This window comes from Chryseobacterium sp. KACC 21268 (genome assembly GCA_028736075.1).
Classification (GTDB): Bacteria; Bacteroidota; Bacteroidia; order Flavobacteriales; family Weeksellaceae; genus Epilithonimonas.
This window is the reverse complement of sequence record CP117875.1, coordinates 3512056-3538692: the sequence shown is the minus strand read 5'-3', so window position 1 is coordinate 3538692 and position 26637 is coordinate 3512056. Positions and strand designations below refer to the sequence as shown.

The 26637-nt window shown below is 39.2% G+C and carries 19 protein-coding genes; 17 read left to right on the top strand and 2 right to left on the bottom strand.

Features of this window, described 5'->3' with window-relative positions; all coding sequences use genetic code 11:
- Positions 1-23: 23 nt before the first annotated feature.
- From PQ459_16160 to PQ459_16080, 17 genes are all read left to right on the top strand, one after another.
- The gene (locus PQ459_16160; protein WDF46423.1) at positions 24-2180 is read left to right on the top strand and encodes a glycoside hydrolase family 97 protein; all 2157 of its coding nucleotides are present in this window, start codon (positions 24-26) and stop codon (positions 2178-2180) included.
- A gap of 287 nt (positions 2181-2467) precedes the next feature.
- Complete coding sequence (locus tag PQ459_16155; GenBank protein ID WDF46422.1) at positions 2468-3463, top strand: bile acid:sodium symporter; 996 nt, start codon at positions 2468-2470, stop codon at positions 3461-3463.
- Positions 3464-3715: 252 nt separating this feature from the next.
- Entirely contained in the window at positions 3716-5563 is a 1848-nt protein-coding gene (locus PQ459_16150; GenBank protein ID WDF46421.1) for a glycoside hydrolase family 13 protein, read from the top strand.
- 7 nt (positions 5564-5570) lie between these two features.
- On the top strand, positions 5571-6086 hold the full coding sequence (locus tag PQ459_16145) for a nuclear transport factor 2 family protein (GenBank protein WDF46420.1): 516 nt from the start codon (positions 5571-5573) through the stop codon (positions 6084-6086).
- A gap of 24 nt (positions 6087-6110) precedes the next feature.
- On the top strand, positions 6111-7493 hold the full coding sequence (locus PQ459_16140; protein ID WDF46419.1) for an MFS transporter: 1383 nt from the start codon (positions 6111-6113) through the stop codon (positions 7491-7493).
- Between the two features lie 498 nt (positions 7494-7991).
- Complete coding sequence (gene ilvE, locus PQ459_16135; GenBank protein ID WDF46418.1) at positions 7992-8894, top strand: branched-chain-amino-acid transaminase; 903 nt, start codon at positions 7992-7994, stop codon at positions 8892-8894.
- The gene (gene ilvD, locus PQ459_16130) at positions 8887-10572 is read left to right on the top strand and encodes a dihydroxy-acid dehydratase (protein WDF46417.1); all 1686 of its coding nucleotides are present in this window, start codon (positions 8887-8889) and stop codon (positions 10570-10572) included. Before ilvE ends, ilvD begins: the two co-directional genes overlap by 8 nt.
- 166 nt (positions 10573-10738) lie before the next feature.
- The gene (gene ilvB, locus PQ459_16125; GenBank protein WDF46416.1) at positions 10739-12481 is read left to right on the top strand and encodes a biosynthetic-type acetolactate synthase large subunit; all 1743 of its coding nucleotides are present in this window, start codon (positions 10739-10741) and stop codon (positions 12479-12481) included.
- 7 nt (positions 12482-12488) lie between these two features.
- Positions 12489-13079, top strand: coding sequence for an acetolactate synthase small subunit (gene ilvN, locus PQ459_16120; GenBank protein ID WDF46415.1), 591 nt, complete (start codon positions 12489-12491; stop codon positions 13077-13079).
- Between the two features lie 102 nt (positions 13080-13181).
- Positions 13182-14663, top strand: a complete 1482-nt coding sequence (ilvC, locus tag PQ459_16115; GenBank protein WDF46414.1) for a ketol-acid reductoisomerase — start codon at positions 13182-13184, stop codon at positions 14661-14663.
- 236 nt (positions 14664-14899) lie between these two features.
- A complete protein-coding gene (locus tag PQ459_16110; GenBank protein ID WDF46413.1) occupies positions 14900-16369 on the top strand; it encodes an ATP-binding cassette domain-containing protein in 1470 nt (489 codons plus the stop codon).
- Positions 16370-17638 carry a threonine ammonia-lyase IlvA gene (ilvA, locus tag PQ459_16105; protein ID WDF46412.1) on the top strand — a complete coding sequence of 423 codons (1269 nt, stop codon included), beginning with the start codon at positions 16370-16372 and terminating at the stop codon, positions 17636-17638.
- A 128-nt stretch (positions 17639-17766) separates the two neighbouring features.
- Complete coding sequence (locus PQ459_16100) at positions 17767-18483, top strand: pirin family protein (protein ID WDF46411.1); 717 nt, start codon at positions 17767-17769, stop codon at positions 18481-18483.
- Between the two features lie 102 nt (positions 18484-18585).
- Entirely contained in the window at positions 18586-19824 is a 1239-nt protein-coding gene (gene purD, locus PQ459_16095) for a phosphoribosylamine--glycine ligase (GenBank protein ID WDF46410.1), read from the top strand.
- 446 nt (positions 19825-20270) lie between these two features.
- Positions 20271-21035 (top strand): methyltransferase domain-containing protein, encoded by a 765-nt coding sequence (locus PQ459_16090; GenBank protein WDF46409.1) that lies wholly within the window; start codon positions 20271-20273, stop codon positions 21033-21035.
- A gap of 18 nt (positions 21036-21053) precedes the next feature.
- Positions 21054-22583, top strand: coding sequence for a glutamine-hydrolyzing GMP synthase (guaA, locus tag PQ459_16085; GenBank protein ID WDF46408.1), 1530 nt, complete (start codon positions 21054-21056; stop codon positions 22581-22583).
- A gap of 87 nt (positions 22584-22670) precedes the next feature.
- On the top strand, positions 22671-23051 hold the full coding sequence (locus tag PQ459_16080; protein WDF46407.1) for a hypothetical protein: 381 nt from the start codon (positions 22671-22673) through the stop codon (positions 23049-23051).
- On the opposite strand, the gene PQ459_16075 is transcribed toward PQ459_16080, so the two are convergent.
- Positions 23048-24763: a hypothetical protein gene (locus PQ459_16075; protein ID WDF46406.1), complete on the bottom strand. Its 1716-nt coding sequence runs from the start codon at positions 24761-24763 to the stop codon at positions 23048-23050. The two genes, PQ459_16080 and PQ459_16075, sit on opposite strands and share 4 nt — an antisense overlap.
- 306 nt (positions 24764-25069) lie before the next feature.
- Positions 25070-26578 carry an FMN-binding glutamate synthase family protein gene (locus PQ459_16070; protein WDF46405.1) on the bottom strand — a complete coding sequence of 503 codons (1509 nt, stop codon included), beginning with the start codon at positions 26576-26578 and terminating at the stop codon, positions 25070-25072.
- Positions 26579-26637 lie beyond the last annotated feature (59 nt).

Sequence of the window (26637 nt, the reverse complement as noted above, 5' to 3'; positions counted from 1 at the left end):
CTTAAAAAAATAATTTTAATCAAATGAAAAAATTCACCATTGGAGCAGCTTTGCTCTCTATGATGTTTACAGGGATCAATGCCCAAAGTTTGAAGTCCCCGGACGGCAAATTCGAAGCAAATTTTCAACTGAAGAACGGCGTTCCATTTTATAATTTAAAGTACAATGGAAATGTTGTTGTAGAAGATTCCAAATTAGGATTGAGACTTTTCAAAGATTCATCCATCAAGTTCGCTTCCGAAATTGCAAAACCGGAAGATGCAAGTTTTGACCTCAACAACGGCTTTACAAAAACTGCCGAAAAAAGAGATTCCAAAAACGAAACCTGGCAGCCAATTCTTGGTGAGAAAAAGAATTACATCAATGATTATAATGAGTTGGCAGTAACTCTTAACCAAACTTCGTCTGACAGAAGCATCGTCATCAAATTCAGATTGTTCAACGATGGACTAGGTTTCAGATACGAGTTTCCTCAACAGAAAAACCTGAATTATTTCGTCATCAGAGAGGAAGATTCCGAAATTGATTTCCCAACAGATATGAAAGCTTGGTGGATTGTTGCAGATTACGATTCTCAGGAATACCAATATCAAACTACAAAAATCTCTGAAATCCCGACTCAGTGGCCGAAAGCTTTTGACTCAAACGCTTCTCAGACTTTGATTAAAAATGCTGTTCAGTCACCTTTGATGTTGAAAAAAGAAGGCAAAGAACCTCTTTATGTGAATGTTGGCGAAGCGGCAGTTCTGGATTATCCGGCTTCCCATCTGGAAGTGGACGCTCAGAATTTCAAATTCAAAACACATTTGACAGCCGATAGACAAGGCGCAAAAGGCTACATCCAAACACCATCAACTACACCTTGGAGAACTATCATTATTTCGCCAAAAGCCGAAGTGGTAATGGATTCCAAAATGATGTTCAACCTGAACGAACCTACAAAATACAAAGACACATCTTACATCAAACCAACCAAATATATGGGCGTTTGGTGGGAAATGATTATCGGAAAATCCCAATGGGCGTACTCTACAGCAGAAAATGTTCACATCGGAAAAACCGATTTCTCTAAATTGACACCCAATGGAAAACACGCCGCCAACAATACAAAAGTCAAAGAATACATCGATTTTGCTTCGGCAAACGGTTTCCAGGGCTTGTTGATAGAAGGCTGGAACACAGGCTGGGAAGATTGGTTCGGACATTCCAAAGAATTCGTTTTCGATTTCATCACGCCTTATCCGGATTTCGATTTAAAAATGTTGAATGACTACGCACATTCCAAAAACGTAGATTTGATTATGCACCACGAGACTTCTGGCTCTGCTTCAAACTACGAAAGATGGTCTGACAAAGCCTTCGAAACGATGAACAAATATGGTTACAAATCCGTGAAAACGGGTTACGTAGGCGACATCATCCCAAGAGGCGAGCACCATTATTCGCAATGGACCATCAACCATTATTACAGAATCGTAGAAAAAGCAAACGACTACAAAATTATGGTCAACTCCCACGAGTCGGTTCGTCCTGGTGGAGAAAGCCGTACTTACCCGAATTATATTTCTGCAGAAGCCGCGCGTGGAACAGAGTACGAAGCATTCGGCGGAAACAAGCCAGACCATCAGACAATTCTGCCTTTTACAAGATGGATGGGCGGCTCTATGGACTACACGCCGGGGATTTTCCAAACCAAATTGGACTACTATTTCCCAGGCGATAAACGTTTCGTTCAGACGACTTTGGCGAAACAATTGGCGCTTTACGTCGTGATGTATATGCCTCTTCAAATGGCCGCAGATTTACCGGAAAACTACGCAAAACATATGGACGCATTCCAGTTCATCAAGGACGTTGCGGCAGATTGGGACGACACCAAAATCCTTTCTGCGGAACCTGGCGACTACATCCACACAGCACGTAAAGCCAAAGGAACCGAAAACTGGTTTGTAGGCGGCGTTACCGACGAAAATCCAAGAGACTACACCGTAGATTTTTCTTTCCTTGACAAAGGCAAAAAGTACGAAGCGACGGTTTACGAAGACGGAAAAGATGCCGATTATATCAACAATCCGCAGAGTTACAAAATCTACAAAAAGACAGTGGACAGCAAAACCAAACTTCCAATCCACTTGGTAAGAAGCGGTGGTTACGCCATTTCCCTGAAACCGATAAAATAATAAGAAATTCCCCTTCCCTGAAGGGAAGATTTTCGAACTTGTTCGGAAATCGGGGGTAGTTTTTTAGGAGCTTAATCCCGCTTTCCGCTATTACTCCTCGCGCCAAAGCTTTTCCCAAGGCTTGCTGTGGGGTAACCGCTGCAATCGGGGCTATGGGTTTCTACTTCAATCAAAACTTTGTCAGAGTTCAACGCTTTGACAAAGTTTTTTCCATTATTCAGCAATAAATTGTTCACAGAATACGGATTAAAAACCATCAACTGTCAACTATCAACCATCAACAAAAAATGAATTGGATTTCCAAACTTTTCAACAAACAAAACATTTTCCTTTTCCTATTGATTGGAATGGTCGTCTTGGCGAAAGTCATTCCCTTCCACGAATCCTACAATCAGTATTTCAATCTGGCTGGATTTATAGATTGGGGAATCGCCGGGATTTTTCTTTTGTATGGACTCAAGCTTAATCTGAAAGAAGTCGTAAAAGACGTCTCCAATTGGAAACTGCATTTGCTGATTCAATCGGGAACTTTCATTATTTTTCCATTGTTGGCATTGATGTTTTATCCGTTTTTAAAAGACACATCGTATTACAACATCTGGCTTTCTGTATTCTTTTTGGCAAGTTTACCTTCCACGGTTTCATCATCGGTAGTAATGGTTTCCATAGCAAAAGGAAACGTCACTTCAGCGATTTTCAATGCGTCGATTTCTGGAATTATCGGCATCGTAATGACGCCGCTTTTGATGAGTTTTTTCCTGACATCAAATGGAGAAGGTGGAAATCAATCCGAAATCATCCAGCAATTATTACTCAAAGTTTTGCTCCCAATTATCTTAGGGATTTTGCTTAATCCAATCTTCAAAAAATGGGTAACGAAATACGCGAATGTCATTTCAGAATTCGACAGACTGATAATTTTATTAATCGTTTACGAAAGTTTTTCAACAGCATTTATAGAAAACATCTTCGTTTCTGTGCCTTCATTTGTTTTTGTTGCTTTGGCTTTAAGCGTTGTCTTTTTGTTTTTCGCTACCTATTACATTTTGAAATTCATTGCCGAGAAACTGAACTTCAAACCAAAAGATGTCATCACGACTACATTCTGTGGTTCAAAGAAATCATTGGTTCACGGAAGTTTATTCCTCTTGGTTTTAGGAATTCCGGATGAGCAGAAAGTTTTGTTTTTACTGCCGGTAATGATTTATCACAGCTTCCAATTATTCTACGTAAGTTGGCTTGCTAACAAAATTGCTAAACGAGCAGAAATTGTAGAGATTTAAATCAATATTTAAACATAATGATTCACTTTAATAATTTTTGAACAAACAATAATCTTTGATGAGTTTGTAGTTTATGCTGAGCTTGTCGAAGTAACTTTGCGAACCTTAAAAACAGTTAGTTAATTAAAAAAAATCCTTGCGGACTTTGCGTTAAAATTTCTCATTACTATCGAAACAGAATTTCAAATAATTAATTCTCAGTAGTATCTGAATTTTGTTTAAATTTAATATAGACCTTAAAAAAAATATTTTATGAAAAAAATAATCACATTTTCTTCAATCATCCTTTCCTCCATTTTCTATTCTCAGGTTCAGAAAGTAGAACCTGCATTTTGGTGGAGCGGAATGAAGAATCCGGAACTTCAACTCCTGGTGTACGGAAAAGACATCAACAACCTTCAACCTGAATTCTCAAACGGAATCAAAATCAAAGAAGTCAAAAAGGTTGAAAATCCAAACTATCTTTTCGTAACCATCGACACCAACGGAATTCAGCCCGGAAAAACCAAACTGAATTTCAAAAACGGAAACAAAACCGTCAAAACCATCGATTACGAATTCAAACAAAGACAACAGAATTCTGCCAACAGAGATTCTTACACTTCGTCAGACGTAATGTATCTGGTGATGCCGGACCGTTTCGCCAACGGAAATCCGAAAAATGACAACACACCGGACACAGCTGAGAAATCTGACAGAACAAAAACTGGCGGACGTCACGGCGGAGACATTGCCGGAATTGTAAAAAACCTCGATTATCTTAGCGAACTGGGCATTACCACGCTATGGAACACGCCATTGCTGGAAGATAACGAGCCAAGCTATTCTTACCACGGCTACGCACAAAGCGATTATTACAAAATCGACCCGCGCTACGGAACCAATGACGATTACAAAAATCTGGCGGACGAACTTCACAAACGAAAAATGAAACTCGTGATGGATTATGTCACTAACCATTGGGGTTCAAAAAGTTGGATTATTCAGGATTTACCGTCCAAAGATTGGATTCATTATTGGGAAGAAGGGAAAAACGGTTTCCAAAGAAGCAATTACAGAATGACCACACAATTCGACACTAATGCAGCTAAAGTGGACGAAGCCGCTTGTATGGACGGCTGGTTTGACACCACAATGCCGGATATGAATCAAGGTAATCCGATGGTTGTCAATTATATGGCTCAGAACGCGATTTGGTGGATAGAATATGCTGGTCTGGACGGACTTCGTGTGGACACGTACTCTTACAACGATAAAAAAGGAATCGCAGAATGGACAAAACGAATCACAGACGAATATCCGAAATTCAATATCGTTGGTGAAGTTTGGATGCAAGACCAGGCGCAAATGGCGTATTGGCAGAAGGATTCCAAAATCGCAGCGATAGAAGGATATAATTCTCATTTGCCGTCGGTAATGGATTTTACATTGTTTGATGCCGTTGGTCAGGCATTTAAAGAAGAACCAGGCTGGGACGCAGGAATGCAGCGAGTTTACGGGAATTTCACCAATGATTTCCTTTATCCGGACATCAATAATATTTTGGTCTTTGCCGAAAATCACGATACGAACAGATTGAATCAAACCTATCCAAATGTTGCAGATTATAAACTGGCGATGAGTTTAATCTTAACAGTTCGTGGCATTCCACAATTGTATTACGGTTCCGAAATCGGAATGGCCGGCGACAAAGGAAAAGGCGGCGACGGCGAGATTCGTCAGGATTTCCCAGGCGGTTGGGCTGGCGACAAAAACAACGCTTTCACAAAATCCGGAAGAACAGCTTCTCAAAACGACTATTTTGCCTATACCAAAAAAATCCTGAACTGGAGAAAAGGGAATGAAGCGATTCACAAAGGGAAAACCTTGCATTACATTCCAAACAACAATGTCTATGTTTACTTCCGTTACACCGATAACAAAAGAGTAATGGTGGTTATCAATAATAACAAAGAAACTCAAAACCTGGATTTGAAGCGTTTTTCCGAAGGTCTTAATAATTTGACAAAAGGAAAAGACATCCTTTCTGACAAAGATTTCGATTTGAAAACAAATTTGTCTGTCGCTGGAAAATCTTCATTAATTTTAGAGCTTAAATAAAATTAAAATGAAAAAAATAGTTTCACTTTTCATCCTCACATTTTTAATATTTTCAGGTTCACTTTCTGCCCAGAAAAAAGGCTTTTACGAAAATGTTCAGAAGAAGAATATCAACAAATTGCTGGATGATTTCAACACGCTTGCAGCGAATGCGGATTTCGATAAATACTTCGATTGTTTTGCGGAAGAATCTACTTTCATCGGAACAGATGCGACCGAAGTCTGGAACAAAAAAGAATTCAAAGAATGGGCAAAACCATTTTTCGATAAAAAAACAACGTGGAATTTCAAATCTTTAAAACGAAATATCTATTTCAGCAAAGATGGAAATTACGCTTGGTTTGATGAAATCCTTGATACCCAAATGAAAATCTGCAGAGGTTCAGGCGTTGTCGAAAAAATCGGTGGAAAATGGAAAGTGAAACAATATGTTTTATCGGTAACGGTTCCGAATGAAGTCGTAGACGAAGTGACAAAAATGAAAGCACCAATTGAAGATGCGTTGATTCAGAAATTAAAATAGACCTTAAAAACCTTAAAATATAAAATGACAAAAAAAATTAAACCAAATCTTTCCATCGCTCAGATTATCAATATGAGTATGGGATTTTTGGGAATCCAGATGGCATTTGGATTGCAAAACGGAAACGCGAGTCGTATTCTCGCAAACCTTGGTGCTGACGTTCACGAGCTTTCTTGGTTCTGGTTGGTGGCGCCTGTTACAGGATTAATTGTGCAACCAATTATCGGTCATATGGGCGACAACACTTGGAGTCCGCTTGGTCGTAGAAAACCCTACTTTTTGATTGGAGCGGTTCTCTGCGCCATCGGATTGGTTCTCCTTCCGAATGCTGCTTCGGTAACGCATATGATTGCTGCAAATGTTTTACTATTAGCCGTAATTTTCCTTGCAATGATGGACTTTTCTGTCAACATTGCAATGGAGCCTTTCCGGGCTTTGGTCGGTGATATGTTGCCGAAACATCAGGGAACTTTAGGGTTTTCCATCCAAACCATTTTGATTGGAGTTGGAGCCGTGATTGGTTCAGAAATGCCAAATTGGTTAACGAAATTAGGTGTTTCAAATGTAGCAGCAGAGGGTTATGTGGCAGATAACGTTATTTATGCATTTTATGTTGGCGCAACTGTTTTGATTGTTTCGATTCTTTACACGATTTTCACAACCAAAGAATATTCTCCAGCAGAGTTTGCAGAATTCGAAGGTGGAAAAGACGTGGTAGAGGAACCTTCGAAGTTTTCTGATATGTTCAAAGATTTTGCAAATATTCCGAACTTGATGAAGAAATTGGGAATCGTTCAATTCTTTTCTTGGTTTGCGCTTTTCACGATGTGGGTTTTCACAACAAGTGCTTTGGCAACGCATCATTTCGGACTTTCTCCGCAAGACACCAAATCCGTTGACTTTAATAAGGCTGGAGATTTGACTGGACATTTATTCGGACTTTATAATTTATTTGCAATTCCATTTGCGTTTTTATTGACACCGATTGCTAAAGCGATTGGGAAAAAACAAACGCACACATTAGCTTTGGCAAGTGGCGGTTTGGGATTGATTTCAATGTATTTCATCAAAGATACTTCGATGCTGTGGATTTCGATGGTAGGATTGGGTTTTGCCTGGGCAAGTATTTTGGCGATGCCTTACGCAATGTTGATTGACGCTATTCCACAAAGAAAAATGGGTGTTTATATGGGGATTTTCAATTTCTTCATTGTCGTTCCTCAAATTATCAATGGTGTTTTTGGAGGACCAATAGTTTCGAAGCTTTTCGGAAATATGGCCATTGATTACGTTGTCGTAGGCGGTGCTTGTATGTTGTTGGGTGCTTTGATTACTTTGATTTTCATTAAATCTCAGGAAGAATCACCGAAAGAAATTGAAGAAGAAATTCAACAGGTTCATTTTTAATAATAAACTAAGTTGTCACACTGAGCTTTTCGAAGTGTGAATAAATGTAAAAATCCACCAATCGGTGGATTTTTCGTTTTTACTGATTAAAATTTCATCAAAAATTAAAATTCAAAACCAAAATTTTAGATTCAAAGTAAAATTTTAGGCATCGTAATTTTTTCAGCTTTCACAAATTGACTATCAATACTTTATCTTAGATTTTGGTTTTGATGAATATCGTATAAAATCAAGTATTTTATATGTTTTCAATATTTATGAAAACAAATTTTTGTGAAAACATCAATGTTTATTGGAATTAGTTTATACATTTGTACCGTTGAAAACAAACAGATGAATAGCACAATCATTATTCTTGTCATTCTTGTCATTATCGGATTCCGGTGGTGAGTGATGGCTTGTACTAATTATTGAATTGAAATAATACAAACCATTCTCACTGCGAGGATGGTTTTTTATTTTCCTAAATCTAACAAACAAATATAAAATCGATACGAAATGTATTACAATGACGACAGTGTTCTCTTTTTTGGTGGGGAATATGTAAAAGCAAAAGAAGCCAAGACCGATTTGTACGGTCAATCGCTACACTACGGATATGCTGTTTTCGAAGGGATTAAATCTTATAAAACCGCGAACGGAACCAAAATTTTCAAAGCGGAAGAACATTACGACAGACTAAGAAGGTCTGCACAAACGATGATGATGCCTTTCGATTATTCAACCGAAGAAATGGTGGAAGCAACTTACAAATTATTGGAAATTAATAATTTATCAAACGCATACATTCGTCCACTCGTCATTTGTTCTCCAAATATGGCCTTGTCAAAAGGACAAAAAAGTTATCTGGTCATTGAGGTTTGGAATTGGGATAACGGTTATATGGCCAACCAAATGAGAATTATGACTTCATCATTCGAACGTCCAAATCCGAAAGCTTTCAAAGTTGAAGCAAAAGTGAGTGGTCATTATGTAAACTCGATTTTGGCTTGTCAGGAAGCAAAAGACAAAGGTTTCGATGAAGCTTTGGTTCTGGATGCTGACGGAAATGTAGCCGAAAGTTCCGGCGCTAATATCTTCTTCGAAAAAGATGGAAAACTTTTCACACCTGCGAAAGGCAGTATTCTTCCCGGAATCACACGAGCAACGGTTTTCGAAATCTGTGACCAACTGGGAATTCCTTATGAGGAAAAATTCTTCAAACCAGAAGAGATGAAAGGTGCAGACGCCGGATTCTTCTGTGGAACAGCAGCCGAAATCGTAGCGTTGGGTTCTCTTGACGATGTTCCTTTCAAATTGAACTGGGAAGAGAGTTTAGCATCAAAAATTCAGACAGCTTACCGTCATTTGGTGTTAGAAGAAGATTATTCATACTTGAAATCAAACCTGCAATATGTGTAACGTAGAACTGAACAAATATTCCAAAACGCTTACAAAAGACCCAACGCAACCTGCAACTCAGGCAATGTTTTACGGAATCGGTTTCGAAGAAGAGGATTTCGACAAAGCGCAAATTGGAATCGCAAGTATGGGCTACGACGGCAACACTTGTAATATGCACCTGAATGGTTTGGCGGAAATCGTTAAAAAAGGCGTTAAAGAACAAAACCTAGTTGGCTTAATGTTCCACACCATCGGCATCAGCGACGGAATGACCAATGGAACGGACGGAATGCGTTATTCGCTCGTAAGTCGTGATATCATTGCAGATTCTATCGAAGCGGTTTGTGCCGGTCAATATTACGATGGACTGATTACCGTTCCGGGTTGCGACAAAAATATGCCGGGTTCTTTGATGGCGATGGCTCGTCTCGACCGTCCTTCGATAATGGTTTATGGCGGAAGTATTGCGCCCGGACATTACAAAGGTCAGGATTTGAACATCGTTTCGGCTTTCGAAGCTTTGGGAAATAAAATCGCAGGCAAAATTTCTGACGAAGATTTCAAAGGTGTGATAAAAAACTCCTGCCCAAGCGCCGGTGCGTGTGGTGGAATGTACACTGCCAACACAATGGCTTCAGCAATCGAAGCACTCGGAATGAGTTTGCCCTATTCATCATCTTATCCAGCATTGAGTAAAGAGAAAAAAGAAGAATGTCAGTTCGCCGGACATTACGTGAAAATCCTTTTGGAAAAAGACATCAAACCATCCGACATAATGACGCCAAAAGCGTTTGAAAATGCCTTGAGATTGATTATGATTCTTGGTGGAAGTACCAATGCGGTTTTACATTTTATTGCAATTGCAAAATCCATTGGTTACGATTTGACTTTAGATGATTTTCAAAAAATAAGCGATGAAACACCATTTTTGGCTGACCTCAAACCAAGCGGAAAATACCTGATGGAAGACCTTCACAATGTTGGTGGCGTTCCAGCAGTGATGAAATATCTCTTGGATTTAGGCTTGCTTCACGGCGATTGTTTGACAGTAACAGGAAAAACGATTGCAGAAAATCTGGAACACGTCACTTCGATTATCGATAGACAGCAAAATATCATTCACGATATCAAAGACCCAATCAAAGCAACAGGCCATATCAGAATTTTGTACGGAAATCTTGCCGAGAAAGGTTCTGTAGCAAAAATTACAGGCAAAGAAGGCGATTATTTCAAAGGTACAGCCATCGTTTTCGACGGCGAAAAAGAATTCATCAAAGGCATCGAAGATAAAAAAATCAAAGAAGGAAACGTTGTCGTTATCAAAAACGAAGGTCCGAAAGGTGCACCAGGAATGCCGGAAATGCTGAAACCAACGTCTGCCTTGATGGGTTCAGGTTTAGGTAAAAATGTAGCCTTGATTACAGATGGCAGATTTTCCGGAGGAACGCACGGTTTTGTGGTTGGTCACATTACGCCCGAAGCCTTTTCTGGAGGATTGATTGGCTTGATAAAAGATGGCGATGTAATCGAATTGGATGCTGAAAAAAATACCATCAACGCACTCCTCTCAGACGAAGAAATTAATAAAAGAAAAGCCGAGTTCCAGCAACCAGATTACAAAGTGAAGCGCGGCGTGCTTTACAAATATGCCAAGTCTGTAGCAGATGCATCACAAGGTTGTGTCACCGATTTGTAAAATTTCAAAGAGAAATATTTTCAACGAGAATCCGAAGGATTCAATATCAGTAGCCGTAGGTGAAATCGAGGAACGAGATTCGGCGAAGCCAAACCTATGGAATAGATATAAACCCAAACAAATCAGAACCCGAAGGGTTCAACTTTCTAAGGAAAAAATATTAAAAATGAGTAATACCATTTCACAAATAGAAAACACAGAATTAGAACAGCAGAAAGCCGTAGAAATCTCCGGTTCAAAAGCTGTTTTAGAAGCGTTGTTGCAGGAAAATGTACATACTGTTTTCGGTTATCCTGGTGGTGCCATTATGCCAATCTATGATGCTCTGTACGACTATTCTGACAAACTAAAACATATTTTGGTTCGCCACGAGCAAGGCGCGATCCACGCTGCGCAGGGATTTGCGAGAACTTCTGGGAAAACCGGCGTTGTGTTTGCAACGAGTGGTCCGGGTGCTACGAATTTGGTGACAGGCTTGGCCGATGCAATGATAGACAGCAATCCGATTGTTTGCATCACAGGTCAGGTTTTCGCCTCACTTTTGGGAACGGATGCTTTTCAGGAAACAGATGTCATCAACATCACAACGCCAGTCACAAAATGGAACTATCAAGTAACCGATGCAACAGAAATTCCGGAAGCGATTGCCAAAGCTTTTCATATTGCAAGCACGGGTCGTCCCGGTCCGGTTTTGATTGACATTACCAAAAATGCTCAGATACAATTATTCGAATATCTGGGATATAAGAAATGCAATCATATTAGAAGTTATCGCCCCGAACCGGAAATTAGAAACGAATATATCGAGCAAGCTACAGAACTCATTAACCAAGCCAAAAAACCATTTGTCGTTTTCGGACAAGGCGTGATTTTAGGAAAAGCAGAAGAGGAATTCAAAGCATTTATTGAAAAAACAAATCTTCCTGCAGCAGCTACTGTAATGGGATTAAGTGCTTTGGAAACAACTCATCCTTTACACGTCGGAATGTTGGGAATGCACGGCAATTACGCACCAAACGTAATGACCAACGAATGCGATGTTCTGATTGCGGTCGGAATGCGTTTCGATGACCGAGTGACTGGACGTTTGGATAAATATGCAAAACAAGCTAAAATCATTCATCTTGATATTGACCCTGCCGAAATCGATAAAAATGTGAAAACCACAGTTCCGGTTTGGGGAAATTGCAAAAAGACTTTACCGATGTTGACGGCGCTTCTCACAGAAAATGACCATTCAGCTTGGCTAAACGAATTCCGTGAATTGGAAAAAGACGAAATCAAAGAAGTTATTCAGGAAGAACTCAATCCAACATCTGAAGTTTTGACGATGGGAGAAGTCATCAAAGTTCTGAATGAATTAACGAACGGCGACGCAATCATCGCAACAGACGTTGGTCAACATCAGATGGTCACGTGCCGATATGCAAAATTCAATCATTCAAAATCCAGCGTAACATCAGGTGGTTTGGGAACAATGGGATTTGGTTTGCCAGCAGCAATTGGCGCTTGGTATGGCGCACCGGAAAAAACAGTTGTTGCCATTATCGGAGATGGGGGATTCCAAATGACCTTGCAGGAGTTGGGAACGATTATGCAGTTCGGAGCGAAAGTCAAAATTATGATTCTGAACAATGAGTTTCTAGGAATGGTTAGACAATGGCAGCAATTATTCAATGAAAGACGATATTCTTTCGTGAATATCACAAGCCCGGATTTCGTTGCAGTGGCAAAAGCGTACTACATCGATGCACAAAGGATTTCTGATAGAGAAAATCTAAAACCTGCTTTGGAAACAATGCTAAATCACGATGGCGCTTATCTTCTGGAAGTAATGGTTGGAAAAGAAAATAACGTATTCCCAATGGTAACGCAGGGTTCGTCGGTTTCCGAAATCAGACTTAAATAAAAAAGAAATGGAAAAACAAGAATTTACCATCACCTTATACACCGAAAACTCTGTAGGATTAATCGGCAGAATATCAGGGATTTTCTCACGAAGAAAAATCAATATCGAAAGTTTGAACACGTCGCCTTCTGAGGTAGATGGCATTCACAGATTCACGATTGTCATTAATGAAAATGATGAAGTCGTAAGAAAACTCTGCCGACAACTCGAGAAGCAGATTGACATTATGAAAGCTTATTTCAACACAGACGACGAAATTGTTTGGCAGGAACAGGCACTTTATAAAGTTCCCGCAAATGTCGTGACAGAAAAGGTTTATGTAGAAAGATTGCTTCGTCAATACGGCGCATCCACAGTTGTGATTCGGCAGGATTACATCGTTTTCGAAACAGCAGGTCATCGCGAAGAAATCGACCGTTTGACCGAAGAACTCAACAAGTACGGACTCATCGAATTTGTCCGAGGCGCAAGAATCGCCATCATCAAAAACAGCCGAGGAATCCACGACAAAGTCCTCGAGTTCGAACGAAGAGAACCTTCCGCCGAAATCGTAGAAAACGAATTCTTGGACAAACGAGACGACGTTTTCACAATGTAATTCAAAGAAAAACTTAAAATTCAAAAGATATTAATCCGAAAAAGTAGTACAGTAATTCTCATTACTTAGTACATCATACTTTTTACTTTTTACAAAAAAAATATGGCAAATTATTTCAATACCTTATCACTCAGAGACCAATTGCATCAGTTAGGACAAGCAGATTTTATGGACAGTTCAGAATTTTCTGACGGCGTTTCCGCGTTGAAAGGAAAGAAAATCGTGGTGGTAGGATGTGGCGCTCAAGGCTTGAATCAAGGTCTGAATCTACGAGACAGCGGACTGGATGTTTCCTACACATTACGTCAGGAAGCAATCGACCAAAAGAGAGATTCCTGGAAAAATGCAACCGACAATAACTTCAAAGTCGGCACTTACGAAGAACTGATTCCAACTGCGGATTTGGTCATCAATTTAACGCCCGACAAACAACATACTTCCGTAATCAGTGCCGTTCAGCCTTTGATGAAAGAAGGCGCAACCTTGTCCTATTCCCACGGATTCAACATCGTGGAAGAAGGAATGCAAATCCGTAAAGACATTACGGTGATTATGGTTGCTCCAAAATGTCCAGGTTCCGAAGTTCGTGCCGAATATCTCCGTGGTTTCGGCGTTCCAACCTTGATTGCCGTTCATCCCGAAAATGACCCGCAAGGCAAAGGTTGGGCAGAGGCAAAAGCTTATTGCGTAGGAACTGGCGGTCACAAAGCCGGCGTTTTGAAATCATCTTTTGTAGCTGAGGTGAAGTCCGATTTAATGGGCGAACAAACCATTCTGTGCGGGCTTTTACAAACAGGCTCTATCCTTTCGTTTGACAAAATGGTCGAGAAAGGAATCGACGCAGGTTACGCTTCCAAATTGGTTCAGTACGGTGTCGAGGTCATCACAGAAGCCCTAAAACACGGAGGTGTCAGCGGAATGATGGACCGACTTTCCAATCCTGCCAAACTAAAAGCTTTCGAATTGTCCGAGGAATTAAAAGATATTATGCGTCCGCTTTTCCAAAAACATCAGGACGACATCATCTCCGGCGAGTTCTCCAAAACAATGATGGAAGACTGGGCAAACGGCGACAAAAACCTCTTGAAGTGGCGTGCAGAAACCGGCGAAACCGCTTTCGAAAAGACACCAGCAGGCGATGTAAAAATCGATGAACAGGACTATTTTGACAACTATCTTTTGATGTCAGCATTCATCAGAGCCGGCGTGGAACTGGCGTTCGAAACGATGGTCGAAGCCGGCATCAAACCGGAATCTGCTTACTACGAATCGCTTCACGAAACGCCTTTGATTGCCAACACCATCGCCAGAAAAAAACTCTTCGAGATGAACCGTGTGATTTCCGACACCGCAGAGTACGGCTGTTACCTTTTCGACCAGGCTTGCAAACCTTTACTGGCGGATTTTATGAAATCGGTGGACACAGATTTGGTCGGAAAAGACTTTAATCAAGGGAAAAATACATCGGTTGACAACGTCCAACTGGTTCACGTGAACGATATTTTGCGAAATCATCCCGTTGAGGTGGTCGGCAAAAAATTACGTCAGGCAATGACGGCGATGAAGTTAATCAAAACAGTTTAAAATTAGGAGCTAATCCCGCTTTCCACTATATCTTTTGCTCTTCGTTCCTCATCACAAAAGGATGCCGTTGCAATCGGGGCTATGGGATTTGTCATAAAATAAAGTTTGTTCCTAAATTCAAACTGACTATTAAAATCTTTGATGAGTTTTACGCCTTTGTGAACCTTAAAATATTTTCAATAAGATTATAAAAAACCTTTGTGCACTTTGTGTTCAAAATTGATTAAAAAAATAAGATGTCAACCCCAATCATCCAAATTTCAAATCTAAACTTTCAGTACGGTAACCAAATCGTACTGAAAGATTTCGACTGGGAAATATCTTCCGGCGAATGTTGGATGCTTGGCGGTTTGAGTGGAAGCGGAAAAACAACTTTAGCCAAAATCATTTCCGGCGAAATCAAAAATTTCGAAGGAAGAGTGAAAGTCAGTTTTGATGAAACATCGAAGTTGACAAAAAAAGTTCTGTACGTTTCCAACTGGTTTCAGTTCAGCAATCTGGAAGGCGACCGAAATTTTTACTACCAACAGCGGTATAATCAACAAGTAAAAAATGATACTATAAATGTTTCCGCAGAACTCAATCATTTCGCAAAAGAAGAAAACTTGGATTTCGGAATATTAGAATCATATTTAGAATCATTTGTATTTGAGAATTTCAAAAATCAACAACTGATAGAACTTTCCAGTGGCGAACATAAAAAGTTGCAATTGCTGAAAGCACTTTGGCTGAAACCTCAAGTTCTGATTATCGACCAGCCGTACACAGGTTTGGATGTCAAATCAAGAAAGTTTTTGAATCAGGCGTTTGATGATTTAATCAAAGAAAATGTCACACTGATTTTAATTACTAATGATGACGAATATCCCGAAAACGTTCAATATTTTGTTGAGATAGAAAATGGGAAATTAGTTCAAAGAAATTCGCCAAAAGACTTTTCTAAAGGCGAAGAAAGAACACCAAAATCGCTTCCTTTTTTTCTTCAAAACAACAAAGAAAATCAGGGAGAAAACTTAATCAAATTAGAAAATATCAATATTTCCTACGGCGAAAAACAAGTCCTGAAGAACATCGATTGGGAAGTGAATTCCGGCGAACAATGGCTGTTACAAGGTCATAATGGTTCTGGAAAATCAACCTTGTTGAGTTTACTGAATGGCGACCATCCGCAGGCTTATGCCAATGAAATTTATCTTTTCGGACAAAAGCGGGGAAGTGGCGAAAGTATCTGGGACATTAAGGAAAAAATCGGAATGATTTCGCCCGAGTTGCACTGGTATTTCGATATGAATGCGAACGTCGGACAAACGATTGCTTCAGGTTTTTTCGATTCGATGAGTTTGTATCAGAAACTGAGTTTTGACCAACAGCAACAGTTAGAACAGATTCTGTATTTCTTCGATTTGAAGGACGATAAAAACAAAAAGTTAAACACGTTACCACTCGGAAAACAACGTCTGGTTTTACTCGCAAGGACATTGATTAAAAAACCAAAACTCCTGATTCTGGATGAGCCTTGTCAGGGAATGGACAATGAACAGACGAAATATTTCAATCAGGTGATTGATGATTTGGCAAGTCAGGGACAATCGTTGATTTACGTCGGACATTTTGAATCACAATTGCCAAAAAAACTCAGCCACAAACTCGTTCTGGAAAATGGAACCACAAAAATAAAAACCAAAATCAAAGAATCTGTAATATAAATGAAGATGAACGAAACGCTCATATTTCCAACTCTGGAAGCGGTAAAAGAAGCCCGGAAAAGTATAGAAAATGTCGTGAATTACACGCCGTTGCAATACAGTGCGAGATTGTCAGAAAAATTTGGAGCCAATATTTTCCTTAAAAGAGAAGATTTGCAACCTGTAAGGTCGTACAAATTGCGAGGTGCTTACAACAAAATCAAAACGCTTTTTAACGAAGGCAAAGTTTCTCAAGGCATTGTCTGCGCCAGTGCGGGAAATCACGCGCAAGGTGTGGCTTTTTCCTGCAAGCAACTTCAAATCAAAGGAACGATTTTTATGCCGGTCACCACACCGAAACAGAAGCTTGAACAGGTCGAAATGTTTGGCGGCAATTACGCTGAAATCAGATTGGTTGGCGATACTTTTGATGCTTCAAAAACTGCAGCTTTTGAATTTGCAGAAACTTCGGGAGCCGCTTTCATTCATCCATTTGATGACGTTCAGATTATTGAAGGTCAGGCGACTTTGGCTTTGGAAATTTTGGAACAGCAAAAAGAGAATATCGATTTCATCTTCATTCCAATTGGAGGCGGCGGTTTGGCTTCAGGAATATCAACGGTCTTCAAGGAACTTTCAAAAGAAACTCAGTTGATTGGAGTAGAACCAAAAGGTGCACCTTCGATGAGATTATCAATTGAAAATAATATCAATACAGAATTATCGGAAGTTGATAGTTTTGTGGACGGAGCGGCGGTGAAAAGAGTTGGCGATTTGACTTTTGAGATTTGTAAAACTGCGCTGGAAGATTGTATTTCTGTGGATGAAGGAAAGATTTGTGAAACGATTTTGCAATTGTATAATAAAGATGCAATTGTGTTGGAGCCAGCGGGAGCATTGTCTATTTCTGCTTTGGAACAATATCGAAATCAAATCAAAGGGAAAAATGTGGTTTGCATTGTCAGCGGAAGTAACAATGACATTACGAGAATGGAGGAAATCAAAGAGCGCGCTTTGCTGTACAATGGTTTAAAACACTATTTTATGGTCAAATTCCCGCAACGACCTGGTTCTTTGAAAGATTTTGTCCTCAATGTCCTTGGCTCAAACGACGACATCACGCATTTCGAATATACCAAGAAAAACTCACGGGAAACCGCTTTGGCAATCGTCGGAATCGAGCTTTCAAATCCTTTGGACTTTGACTGTTTGAAAGAAAGAATGCAAGAACTCGGTTATTTTGAATCTTACCTCAATGATAATCCCGATGTCCTTAATATGTTGATTTAATTTTAATAAAAAGAAAACTCCGGCAATGGTCGGAGTTTTCCGTTCTTATCGTACATCAATGCGCAAGGATTTTGAAAGCTGGAAATTTGTGTCAATAAAAAAGTCTAACAAATTAAATCATTAAAAAAATGAAAACAGTTTATCATAAATCAGACAGCAGAGGAAACGCAGACCACGGTTGGTTGAAAAGCAAACATACCTTCAGTTTTGCAGGTTATCAAAATCAGGAAAGAATGAACTTCGGCGTCCTTCGCGTTTTGAATGACGATTTTGTTCAAGGTGGAATGGGATTCGGAAGACATCCGCACCGCGATATGGAGATCATCTCCATTCCTCTGGAAGGCGAGTTGCGTCACGGTGACAATATGGGCAATTCTGGCATTATCAAAAATGGCGACATCCAGGTAATGTCTGCAGGAACGGGAATTATGCACAGCGAAGAAAATGCAACGGAACAACCTGTGAAGTTTCTTCAGATTTGGATCATCCCAAACAAAATCGACGTCACACCGAGATACGACCAAGTGAGCATCGAAGAAAATTCTGTTAAGAATGACTTTCAGCAGATCTTGTCACCAAATGCAGATGACGCAGGCGTTTGGATCCATCAAGATGCTTGGTTCAATTTGGCAAAGTTTGAAAACGGTTTTTCCAAAGAATATAAAATCAACAGATCTGGTAACGGCGTTTACGCTTTTGTCATCAAAGGTTCTGCAAAAATTGGAGATCAGGTTTTGAATGAAAGAGACGGATTCGGAATTTGGGACACAGAAAGTTTTGTCTTGGAAGCCATCAAGGATTCAGAAGTTTTGTTGATGGAAGTTCCGATGCAATTGCCAGAGTAATCCAAACTTTATATTTTTTTAAGAAAAATACCTCAAACTCGGTATAAGATTTGTCCTCAAAAAATCTTAAATTTGACACTTTAAAAAGTTAAACTGAAACAAATGAGATTACTTATTGTAGGCAATGGTGGCCGTGCTTCGGCTTTAGCATTGAAGCTGAGTGAAGATAGCAAGATTACAAAAATGTTCTTTGCGCCCGGAAACGCCACTACCGAAAAATTAGGAGAAAATATCAACGAAACCGATATATTGGCATTGAGAGATTTTGCCATCAAAAACAAAGTCGATCTAACGATTGTTGGCCCAGAGGCACCTTTGGTGGAAGGGATTGTTGACGAATTCAAAAAAGTTGATCTCAAAGTTTTTGGTCCAACTAAGAAAGCTGCGTCATTGGAAGGAAGCAAGTCTTTCTCCAAGAAGTTTATGCAGACCTATGGCATCAAAACAGCGAAAGCCGTTATTTTTGACTCTTATGTAGAAGCCAAAGAATATTTGCAGACACAGGAATTTCCTATCGTGATCAAAGCGAGTGGACTTGCTGGTGGAAAAGGCGTTGTGATCGCTGAGGATCTGGAAGAAGCAGAAGGTACGATCCACGATTTTATGATCAAAAGGATTTTCGGAGACGCAGGGATACAGGTAGTAATTGAGGAATTTCTTCAAGGTTTTGAAGCTTCAATTATCGGAGTGTCAAACGGTGAGGAGATATTCCCTTTCGTTTCAGCAAAAGATTATAAGAAAGCTGGAAACGGGGACAAAGGGCCAAACACTGGCGGAATGGGTTCTGTGGCACCAAGCCCGGAATTTACAGACGCTCACAATCAGGATTTCATCCAGAATATTATGAATCCAACCGTGGAAGGTCTTAAAAAAGAAGGCCTTAACTTCAAAGGATTTATCTTTTTCGGATTGATGATCACCAAAAACGGAACTTACCTTCTAGAGTACAATATGAGATTGGGCGATCCGGAAACGCAGGTGCTTTTGCCACTTTTGGAAAACAATTTGGTAGATGTCATCGAGGATTGTCTTAATGGAAAAGAATTGGATCTGAAGTTCAAAGACAAAAAAGCAGTGTGCTTGGTCGTTTGCTCTGGCGGTTATCCAAAAAACCACGAGACAGGCTACGAGATCACAGGTGTAGAAAAAGTGAAAAACAGCAAAGTTCTCTATGCTGGCGCAGATTACAGAGGAAGCAGAGTGGTTTCCACAGGCGGACGCGTGTTGAACATCGTGGCTTTGGGAGACACATATGACGAGGCACGCAAAAAAGTGTACGAAGACGCCGTTCCGGTTCAGTTCGACTACGCCTTTTATCGAGACGATATTGCGAAATTTTAAAATATAAAGAGATGTTGGGCAACTAACGTCTCTTTTTTTTAGGAGCTTGATCCCGCTTTCCACTATATCTTTTTTTATTACGACGTTTGGTCATCAAAAAGAAATTGACCCAAAAACAAAAAAAGGATGCCGTTGCAAATCGAGGCACGAGATTCGACGATTCAAAAAAAAATAAAAAAAGGAGAGTCAATCGGGGCTATGGGTCTCTACAAAAATTGAAGTTTTGTCAATCAATAGAACATTTACAGATATTAAAAATTATAGAATTAAGTGGTTGAAAGCTTTGATGAGTTTGTAGTTTATACTGAGCTTGTCGAAGTGTCTTTGCGAACCTTAAAATTTTTTCAACAAGTTCAAAAAATCTTGCGGACTTTGCGTTAAAAAAATAAGAATTAACTTCACTATCAACTATCAACTATCAACTATCAACCATCAACCATAAAAAGATGCCCTGGAATCCGGAAACATACGACCAATTCAAAACAGAACGCTCAGCGCCCTTTTTTGACCTTTTGAATCTCGTAGATTCAAAACCGAATTTGTCTGTCATCGATCTAGGTTGCGGAACAGGCGAACTGACTTCGGGGATTTTTGGTTATCTGGAAAATCCAAACATTACTGGAATCGATTCATCAGCCGAGATGTTGGAGAAGGCAGAAAAACATTCCACGGAAAATTTGAAATTCTTCCAAAGAAGCGTCGAAGAACAATTGGAGTTGGATGAAAAATTTGATCTCATCATCGCCAACGCCAGTTTGCAATGGTGCACAGAACATCAGGAACTTTTTCCAGACCTCATTTCAAAACTAAATGAAGGTGGACAATTGGCAGTTCAGGTGCCTTCCAATCATAATTTTATCGTTCATCAATTGCTATCGAAAGTAGCAGAAATAGAACCTTACAAAAAAGAATTCAAAGCTTGGGTCAGAGAATATCCAGTTTTGAAAATCGATGAGTACGCGAAGATCTTATATGACAACAACGGAAAAGACATCAATGTGTTTGAGAAAGTCTATCCACACGTGATGGAAAATTCAGATGCCGTTTTCGAATGGGCTTCCGGAACAGCCATCATCCCTTTTTTAGAAAAATTACCAGAAGGATTGAGAGAAAACTACAAAGCGGATTACAAGGCAGAACTTAAAAAAGTGCTTCCAGGTTCGCCGGTCTTCTATCCATTCAAAAGAACATTTATTTACGCAAAATTTTAAAAATATTACAACAACTATATGCACAACGGAATTATCATTTTAGACTTTGGTTCCCAATACAATCAACTCATCGGAAGAAGGATCCGTGAGATGGAAGTCTATTCAGAAATATTACCTTTCAACACGCCATTGTCAGAAATCCTTGAGAAAAAACCAAGAGGGATCATCCTTTCTGGCGGACCAAGTTCTGTGAATGCAGAGAACGCCCATTTGGTAGAAAAAGAAATCTACGAACAAGGAATTCCAGTTCTTGGAATCTGCTACGGAATGCAATTGACCGCACATCTTTTGGGCGGTAAAGTGGCGAAAGGCGAAAAAGGCGAGTATGGAAAAGCACATTTGGAAATCGTAAAAGAAAATGATCTACTGAAAGGTGTTTACCAAAATTCCATCGTTTGGATGAGCCACTTCGATGAAGTTTCCCAATTGCCAGCAGGTTTTGAACTCAATGCAAAATCTGGCGTTATTGCTTCGATTTCTAATCCTGAAAAGAAAATATATGGTGTTCAATTTCACCCTGAAGTTTCTCATTCTGAGGAAGGTGGAAAGATGATTGAGAATTTTGTTTTCGAGATCTGTAAAGCGGATAAGAACTGGAAACTGACCAATTACATTGAAAAAACGGTTGCAGAAATCAAGGAAAAAGTTGGCGACAACAAAGTGATTTTAGGACTTTCCGGAGGTGTGGATTCTTCTGTTGCTGCAGTTCTAATTCATAAAGCCATCGGTGACCAACTGAATTGCATCTTCGTTGACACTGGACTTTTGAGAAAAGATGAAGACAAAAAGGTAATGGAAAATTACGGTAAGCATTTCCATATGAACATCAAGTTGGTAGAAGCTTCCGAAAGATTCTTATCCAAATTGGCTGGCGTTGGAGATCCAGAACAAAAAAGAAAGATCATCGGCAACGAGTTCGTTCACGTTTTCGACGAAGAATCCAAAAAAATTGAAGGCGCCAAATTCCTAGCACAAGGAACCATCTATCCAGATGTCATCGAATCTCAGTCTGTGAAAGGACCTTCAGCAGTGATCAAATCGCATCACAACGTTGGTGGATTGCCAGAAGAAATGGAATTCGAATTGTTGGAACCATTGAGAGAATTGTTCAAAGATGAGGTGAGAAAAGTAGGAGAGGAATTGGGTATTCCACACGAGTTAGTTTACAGACATCCGTTTCCAGGACCAGGTTTGGGAATTCGTGTTCTTGGAGAAGTGGATGCAGAAAAAGTAAGAATTCTGCAAGAAGCAGACGATATTTTCATCGAGGAATTGTACAAAAATGACCTTTACGAAAAAGTGTCTCAAGCGTTCGTGGTTTTGCTTCCAGTAAAATCTGTTGGCGTAATGGGCGATGAGAGAACTTACGAATATACAGCGGTTGTTCGTTCTGCAAACACCATCGACTTTATGACTGCAACTTGGAGCAGATTGCCTTATGAGTTTTTGGATACGGTTTCCAGCAGGATTATCAACGAAGTTCGTGGAATCAACAGAGTAGCTTATGACATCAGTTCAAAACCACCTGCGACGATAGAGTGGGAGTAAATTCTATTAATAAATATCAAAACCAGTAATTATTTACTGGTTTTTTGTTTGCGGTAATATTATATTTGACCTTTAAAATTATTATTGATGAATGAAAGTAATCAGGAATCCCAAATCCATCCAAATTATAAAAAAGCAGCAGATTTAATTTATCTCTCGGGAGCACTTGGAATTGGAAATGTAATTTGGATGTATGATACTTTAGACAATGGACTGAAGATATTTACAGCTTTAATTTCTGTCGGTTTCGTTTTTGGAATTGGTTATCTTATTAGCAAAGGAACGGAATGGATTAAGTTCTTACTTGCGGTAATTTTATTTTTGGGAATCGTGGGGATTCCGTTTGTAATTCAAGATTTGGAAAACAATACTGTGGTCGGAATCATTAATATTTTACAGACAGTTTTGCAGATTTGGGCATTGATTCTATTATTCAAAATTCCAAAAAAAGAGAAAGTTATAGATTAATTCCCCAAAAACAAATCTTCATATTTCTCACCAAATCTTTTCTTCAATCTCTGCTTGGACTTTTTCACTGCTTCAATAGTAATTCCGAGTAACGATGAGATTTCTTGGTTGGACAATCCCAATTTCATCAATGTGATGATCCGCAGATTCGATTCTGTGAGATCAGAGAATTCCGTCATCAGAGTTTTGAAATAGTCCGGGTATTCGCCTTGGAAAGCGTTTTTGAAATTCATCCAATTTTCATCCGTCATCAGGTGAGAATCCAAAAGTTTTTGCAACTGTTGTTTTTCTTTTTCGATGAATGAGGAAGATGAATTTTTTATCTTCGAAAGTTCTTTGTTCAGAAGCTCTATTTGTTCATTCTTTTCTGTGAGATATGTGCTGTAAGAAGACAGTGTTTTGCTGGTTTCGGAGAGTTTCTGTTCAGATTTCACTTTTTCCAATTCTAGTTTTAAAACAGTTTTATCATATCTGTCTTTTCTGATTTTAAGCTGTTTCTGGTTGAAAATAATCAACAAAATGATGATGAAAAATAATAGAACCGAAACCACAATAATGGCTTTGTTTTTCAGCTGTTCCTTTTCGAATTGTGCATTGGCAAGACTTAATTTGCTGGCGTAGCGTTCTTTCTGTGCCAAGATATTGCTGCGTTCCAGATTCTTTTCGCTGTCTCCATTTGTCAGTTGTTCTTCCAGTTCGTTGAGTTTTCTTAATGAAATTAATTCCTGCTGCGTATCATTTTCCTGCTGAGCAATCTTCAAGTTCAGGAGTTCAATTTCGAAGACATCTTTTTTGAGATGAACTTTGGAACCAGCAAATTTTCCTGCTTCCGTCAACAATTTTTTGGCTTTAGAGATTTGATTTTTCTCGATGAGAATTCTGCTTAATAATATTCTGGCGTAGTTGGTATTGTAATCACTGCTAAGTTTTTTAGAAAGTGCAAGATCTTGATCCAAAAGTTGAGTGGCTCTTTCCAGATTTCCTTTTTTGAATTCCAGCAAACCTAGATTTCCCAGAACTTTTGCATAGCGGATTTGGTCATTGATTTTTTTTGAAAGTGTGGCAGCCTTAGAAAAATACTTTTTAGCATTATCAAATTCATTAAGCTGGAGGGAATAAAATCCGATATTATCCTGTATTGCTGCCAACTCCTTCGAATCAGGCTGTGCAAATTGTTCCGCTTTTTTTAGATAATCAATTGCTTCGTTGGTATCGCCAATTGTTCCCATAAAAAAGCCAATCTTTTTGAAACAATCGCTGGGCAGAATAATCTCGGTGTTTTCTATATTCCTGATTTTGTTATCAGCATCCAAATAGACTTGTAGTGCTTCCGAAGTTTTTTTGTAATCATACAGATAAAAAGCATAATTGACCAATGCCCAAATTTCCAGTCCATGATTTTCTTTGACCTTTGATAACGCCAAAGATTTGGAAAAATATCGATTGCTATTGGTATTCAAGCCTTCATTTGCAGAAGCAAAACCACTAGCAAGAAGATTGTAGTACACGGCTTGTAGATCTTTGTCAGGAGATTTTAGAAGAGGCGACAGAAATGCCTTGAGTGCAAGTGTATCTTTTCCGAAGTTTTTGTTTTGAAGAATAACAGACTCTATTTTTTTCTTTTGATCCAGATTTTCATTAATGACAATCTGCTGCGAGAAAAAGTCCCCGAAGAAGAAAAATAGAAAAGTGAAAATATAAATATGCTTCAAATAATGGTTTATGTTTATGCAAATTACAAAAAACCTAGATTCCATCACTTAAATTGTGAATTACATTTTTATAATAATTAAGTTTTTGATTTGTAAATAATTGATATTCAGAATTGGTTAATTGTAAAATGATTTGTCCACCCAATGTCCACCACTGTATTTTGTAATTAGATAGCAGATTTTTTAATTTTGATCTATTCTATAACCATAAGAACTTCATTTCTTTACGAAATGGAAAAGAATTTTCTAAAAAGACCTACTCAAATCTGAATAGGTCTTTGTTTTTAAGCAACATAGAAATAAGAATTATCTCCTTCTTACATTCTCCAAAATATCCGGAAAATAAGTGTCTGACAAATGTTCAAATTCATCACCTCTCATAAACATAGATGCATCTACCTGATCATAAGTTTCTCTCCCTGCTGCTGCAATCAACTCATTGCAAGTGTGCAAGGTATTTTTATGAAATTGATAAACACGTTCTGTTTTATCATTCGTATCCAAACCTTTTATCAGCATTTTGTCTTGTGTGGCAACACCTGTTGGGCAAGTATTGGTATTACATCTCAAAGCCTGGATGCAGCCTAAAGAAAACATAAAACCTCTGGCATTATTACAAAGATCAGCACCCATTGCGACCGCTCTCAATATGTCGAGTGACGTTAAAACTTTTCCGCTGGCAATGATTCTTAATTTATCTCTCACTTCATAATTGATCAAAGTTCTATTCACAAAAATCAAGGCCGGTTCCAAAGGCATACCAACACCATCCGAAAATTCAGGTGGTGCTGCTCCTGTTCCGCCTTCTGCGCCATCAACAGTAATGAAATCAGGATAGATTTTTAGAATGTTCATCTGTTCGCAAATCTCTTCGAATTCCTTGGTATCTCCAATGCAAAGCTTGAAACCAGTTGGTTTTCCACCAGACAAATCACGAAGTTGCTGTACAAATCTCAGCAAACCTTCAGCATTAGAGAATGCGCTGTGAGATGGTGGCGAAAGGATTGTAACTCCAGGTTTTACGTGTCGGATTTTTGCAATTTCCGGAGTGTTCTTTACGCCTGGCAAAACACCACCGTGACCTGGTTTTGCACCTTGAGATAGTTTGATTTCGATCATTTTGACGTTCTCAAGATTCGCGTATTTTTCGAACAAGTCGGGATTGAAATTTCCACTTTCATCACGACAGCCAAAATATCCGGTACCAATTTGCCAGCAAAGATCACCGCCTTCCAAATGATGCGGAGAGATCCCGCCTTCGCCTGTGTTGTGATAGAAATTTCCCTTCTTCGCGCCTCGGTTCAAAGCCATTTGCGCACGATCACTTAGAGCTCCGAAACTCATTGCAGAAATATTGAATAGGGAAGCATTGTAAGGCTGTTTGCAATCCTGTCCGCCAACAGTTACTCTCGGAAGTTCTTCTTTAGGATGTTTGGCGTAGATGGAATGTTTGATGCCTTCATATTTTCTGTGGTTGATTTCCAATTGAGTTCCAAAAGGTACAGTGTCACCAACGTTTTTCGAGCGTCGGTAAGCGGCAGATCTCTGGTGTCTTGGAAATGGTTTTCCGTCTGTTTCCCTTTCTATAAAATATTGTTGAATCTCAGGCGAAATCTCCTCGAAGATATAACGGAAGTATCCTAAAACAGGGAAGTTCCTAAGAATCGCATGTTTTGTCTGATAAGTATTGTAGATTCCTAAGATGTACAAAAATGTAAGAAGAATCGGAATCCAGTAGTGTGCTTTTATGAGCAAAGCTGTCGTCCAGGTGACTATTAATACAATGATTCCCCAGAAAATGAATTTGTTTCTCATAATTTCTTTTTGAATATTTGATTTGTGTTAAATATAAAACCATTCCAAATATAGTTTGA

Coding starts and splice junctions, on each gene's coding strand:
- PQ459_16160 (WDF46423.1), top strand. CDS start 24: ATGAAAAAATTCACCATTGGAGCAGCTTTGCTCTCTATGATGTTTACA.
- PQ459_16155 (WDF46422.1), top strand. CDS start 2,468: ATGAATTGGATTTCCAAACTTTTCAACAAACAAAACATTTTCCTTTTC.
- PQ459_16150 (WDF46421.1), top strand. CDS start 3,716: ATGAAAAAAATAATCACATTTTCTTCAATCATCCTTTCCTCCATTTTC.
- PQ459_16145 (WDF46420.1), top strand. CDS start 5,571: ATGAAAAAAATAGTTTCACTTTTCATCCTCACATTTTTAATATTTTCA.
- PQ459_16140 (WDF46419.1), top strand. CDS start 6,111: ATGACAAAAAAAATTAAACCAAATCTTTCCATCGCTCAGATTATCAAT.
- ilvE (WDF46418.1), top strand. CDS start 7,992: ATGTATTACAATGACGACAGTGTTCTCTTTTTTGGTGGGGAATATGTA.
- ilvD (WDF46417.1), top strand. CDS start 8,887: ATGTGTAACGTAGAACTGAACAAATATTCCAAAACGCTTACAAAAGAC.
- ilvB (WDF46416.1), top strand. CDS start 10,739: ATGAGTAATACCATTTCACAAATAGAAAACACAGAATTAGAACAGCAG.
- ilvN (WDF46415.1), top strand. CDS start 12,489: ATGGAAAAACAAGAATTTACCATCACCTTATACACCGAAAACTCTGTA.
- ilvC (WDF46414.1), top strand. CDS start 13,182: ATGGCAAATTATTTCAATACCTTATCACTCAGAGACCAATTGCATCAG.
- PQ459_16110 (WDF46413.1), top strand. CDS start 14,900: ATGTCAACCCCAATCATCCAAATTTCAAATCTAAACTTTCAGTACGGT.
- ilvA (WDF46412.1), top strand. CDS start 16,370: ATGAAGATGAACGAAACGCTCATATTTCCAACTCTGGAAGCGGTAAAA.
- PQ459_16100 (WDF46411.1), top strand. CDS start 17,767: ATGAAAACAGTTTATCATAAATCAGACAGCAGAGGAAACGCAGACCAC.
- purD (WDF46410.1), top strand. CDS start 18,586: ATGAGATTACTTATTGTAGGCAATGGTGGCCGTGCTTCGGCTTTAGCA.
- PQ459_16090 (WDF46409.1), top strand. CDS start 20,271: ATGCCCTGGAATCCGGAAACATACGACCAATTCAAAACAGAACGCTCA.
- guaA (WDF46408.1), top strand. CDS start 21,054: ATGCACAACGGAATTATCATTTTAGACTTTGGTTCCCAATACAATCAA.
- PQ459_16080 (WDF46407.1), top strand. CDS start 22,671: ATGAATGAAAGTAATCAGGAATCCCAAATCCATCCAAATTATAAAAAA.
- PQ459_16070 (WDF46405.1), bottom strand. CDS start 26,578: ATGAGAAACAAATTCATTTTCTGGGGAATCATTGTATTAATAGTCACC.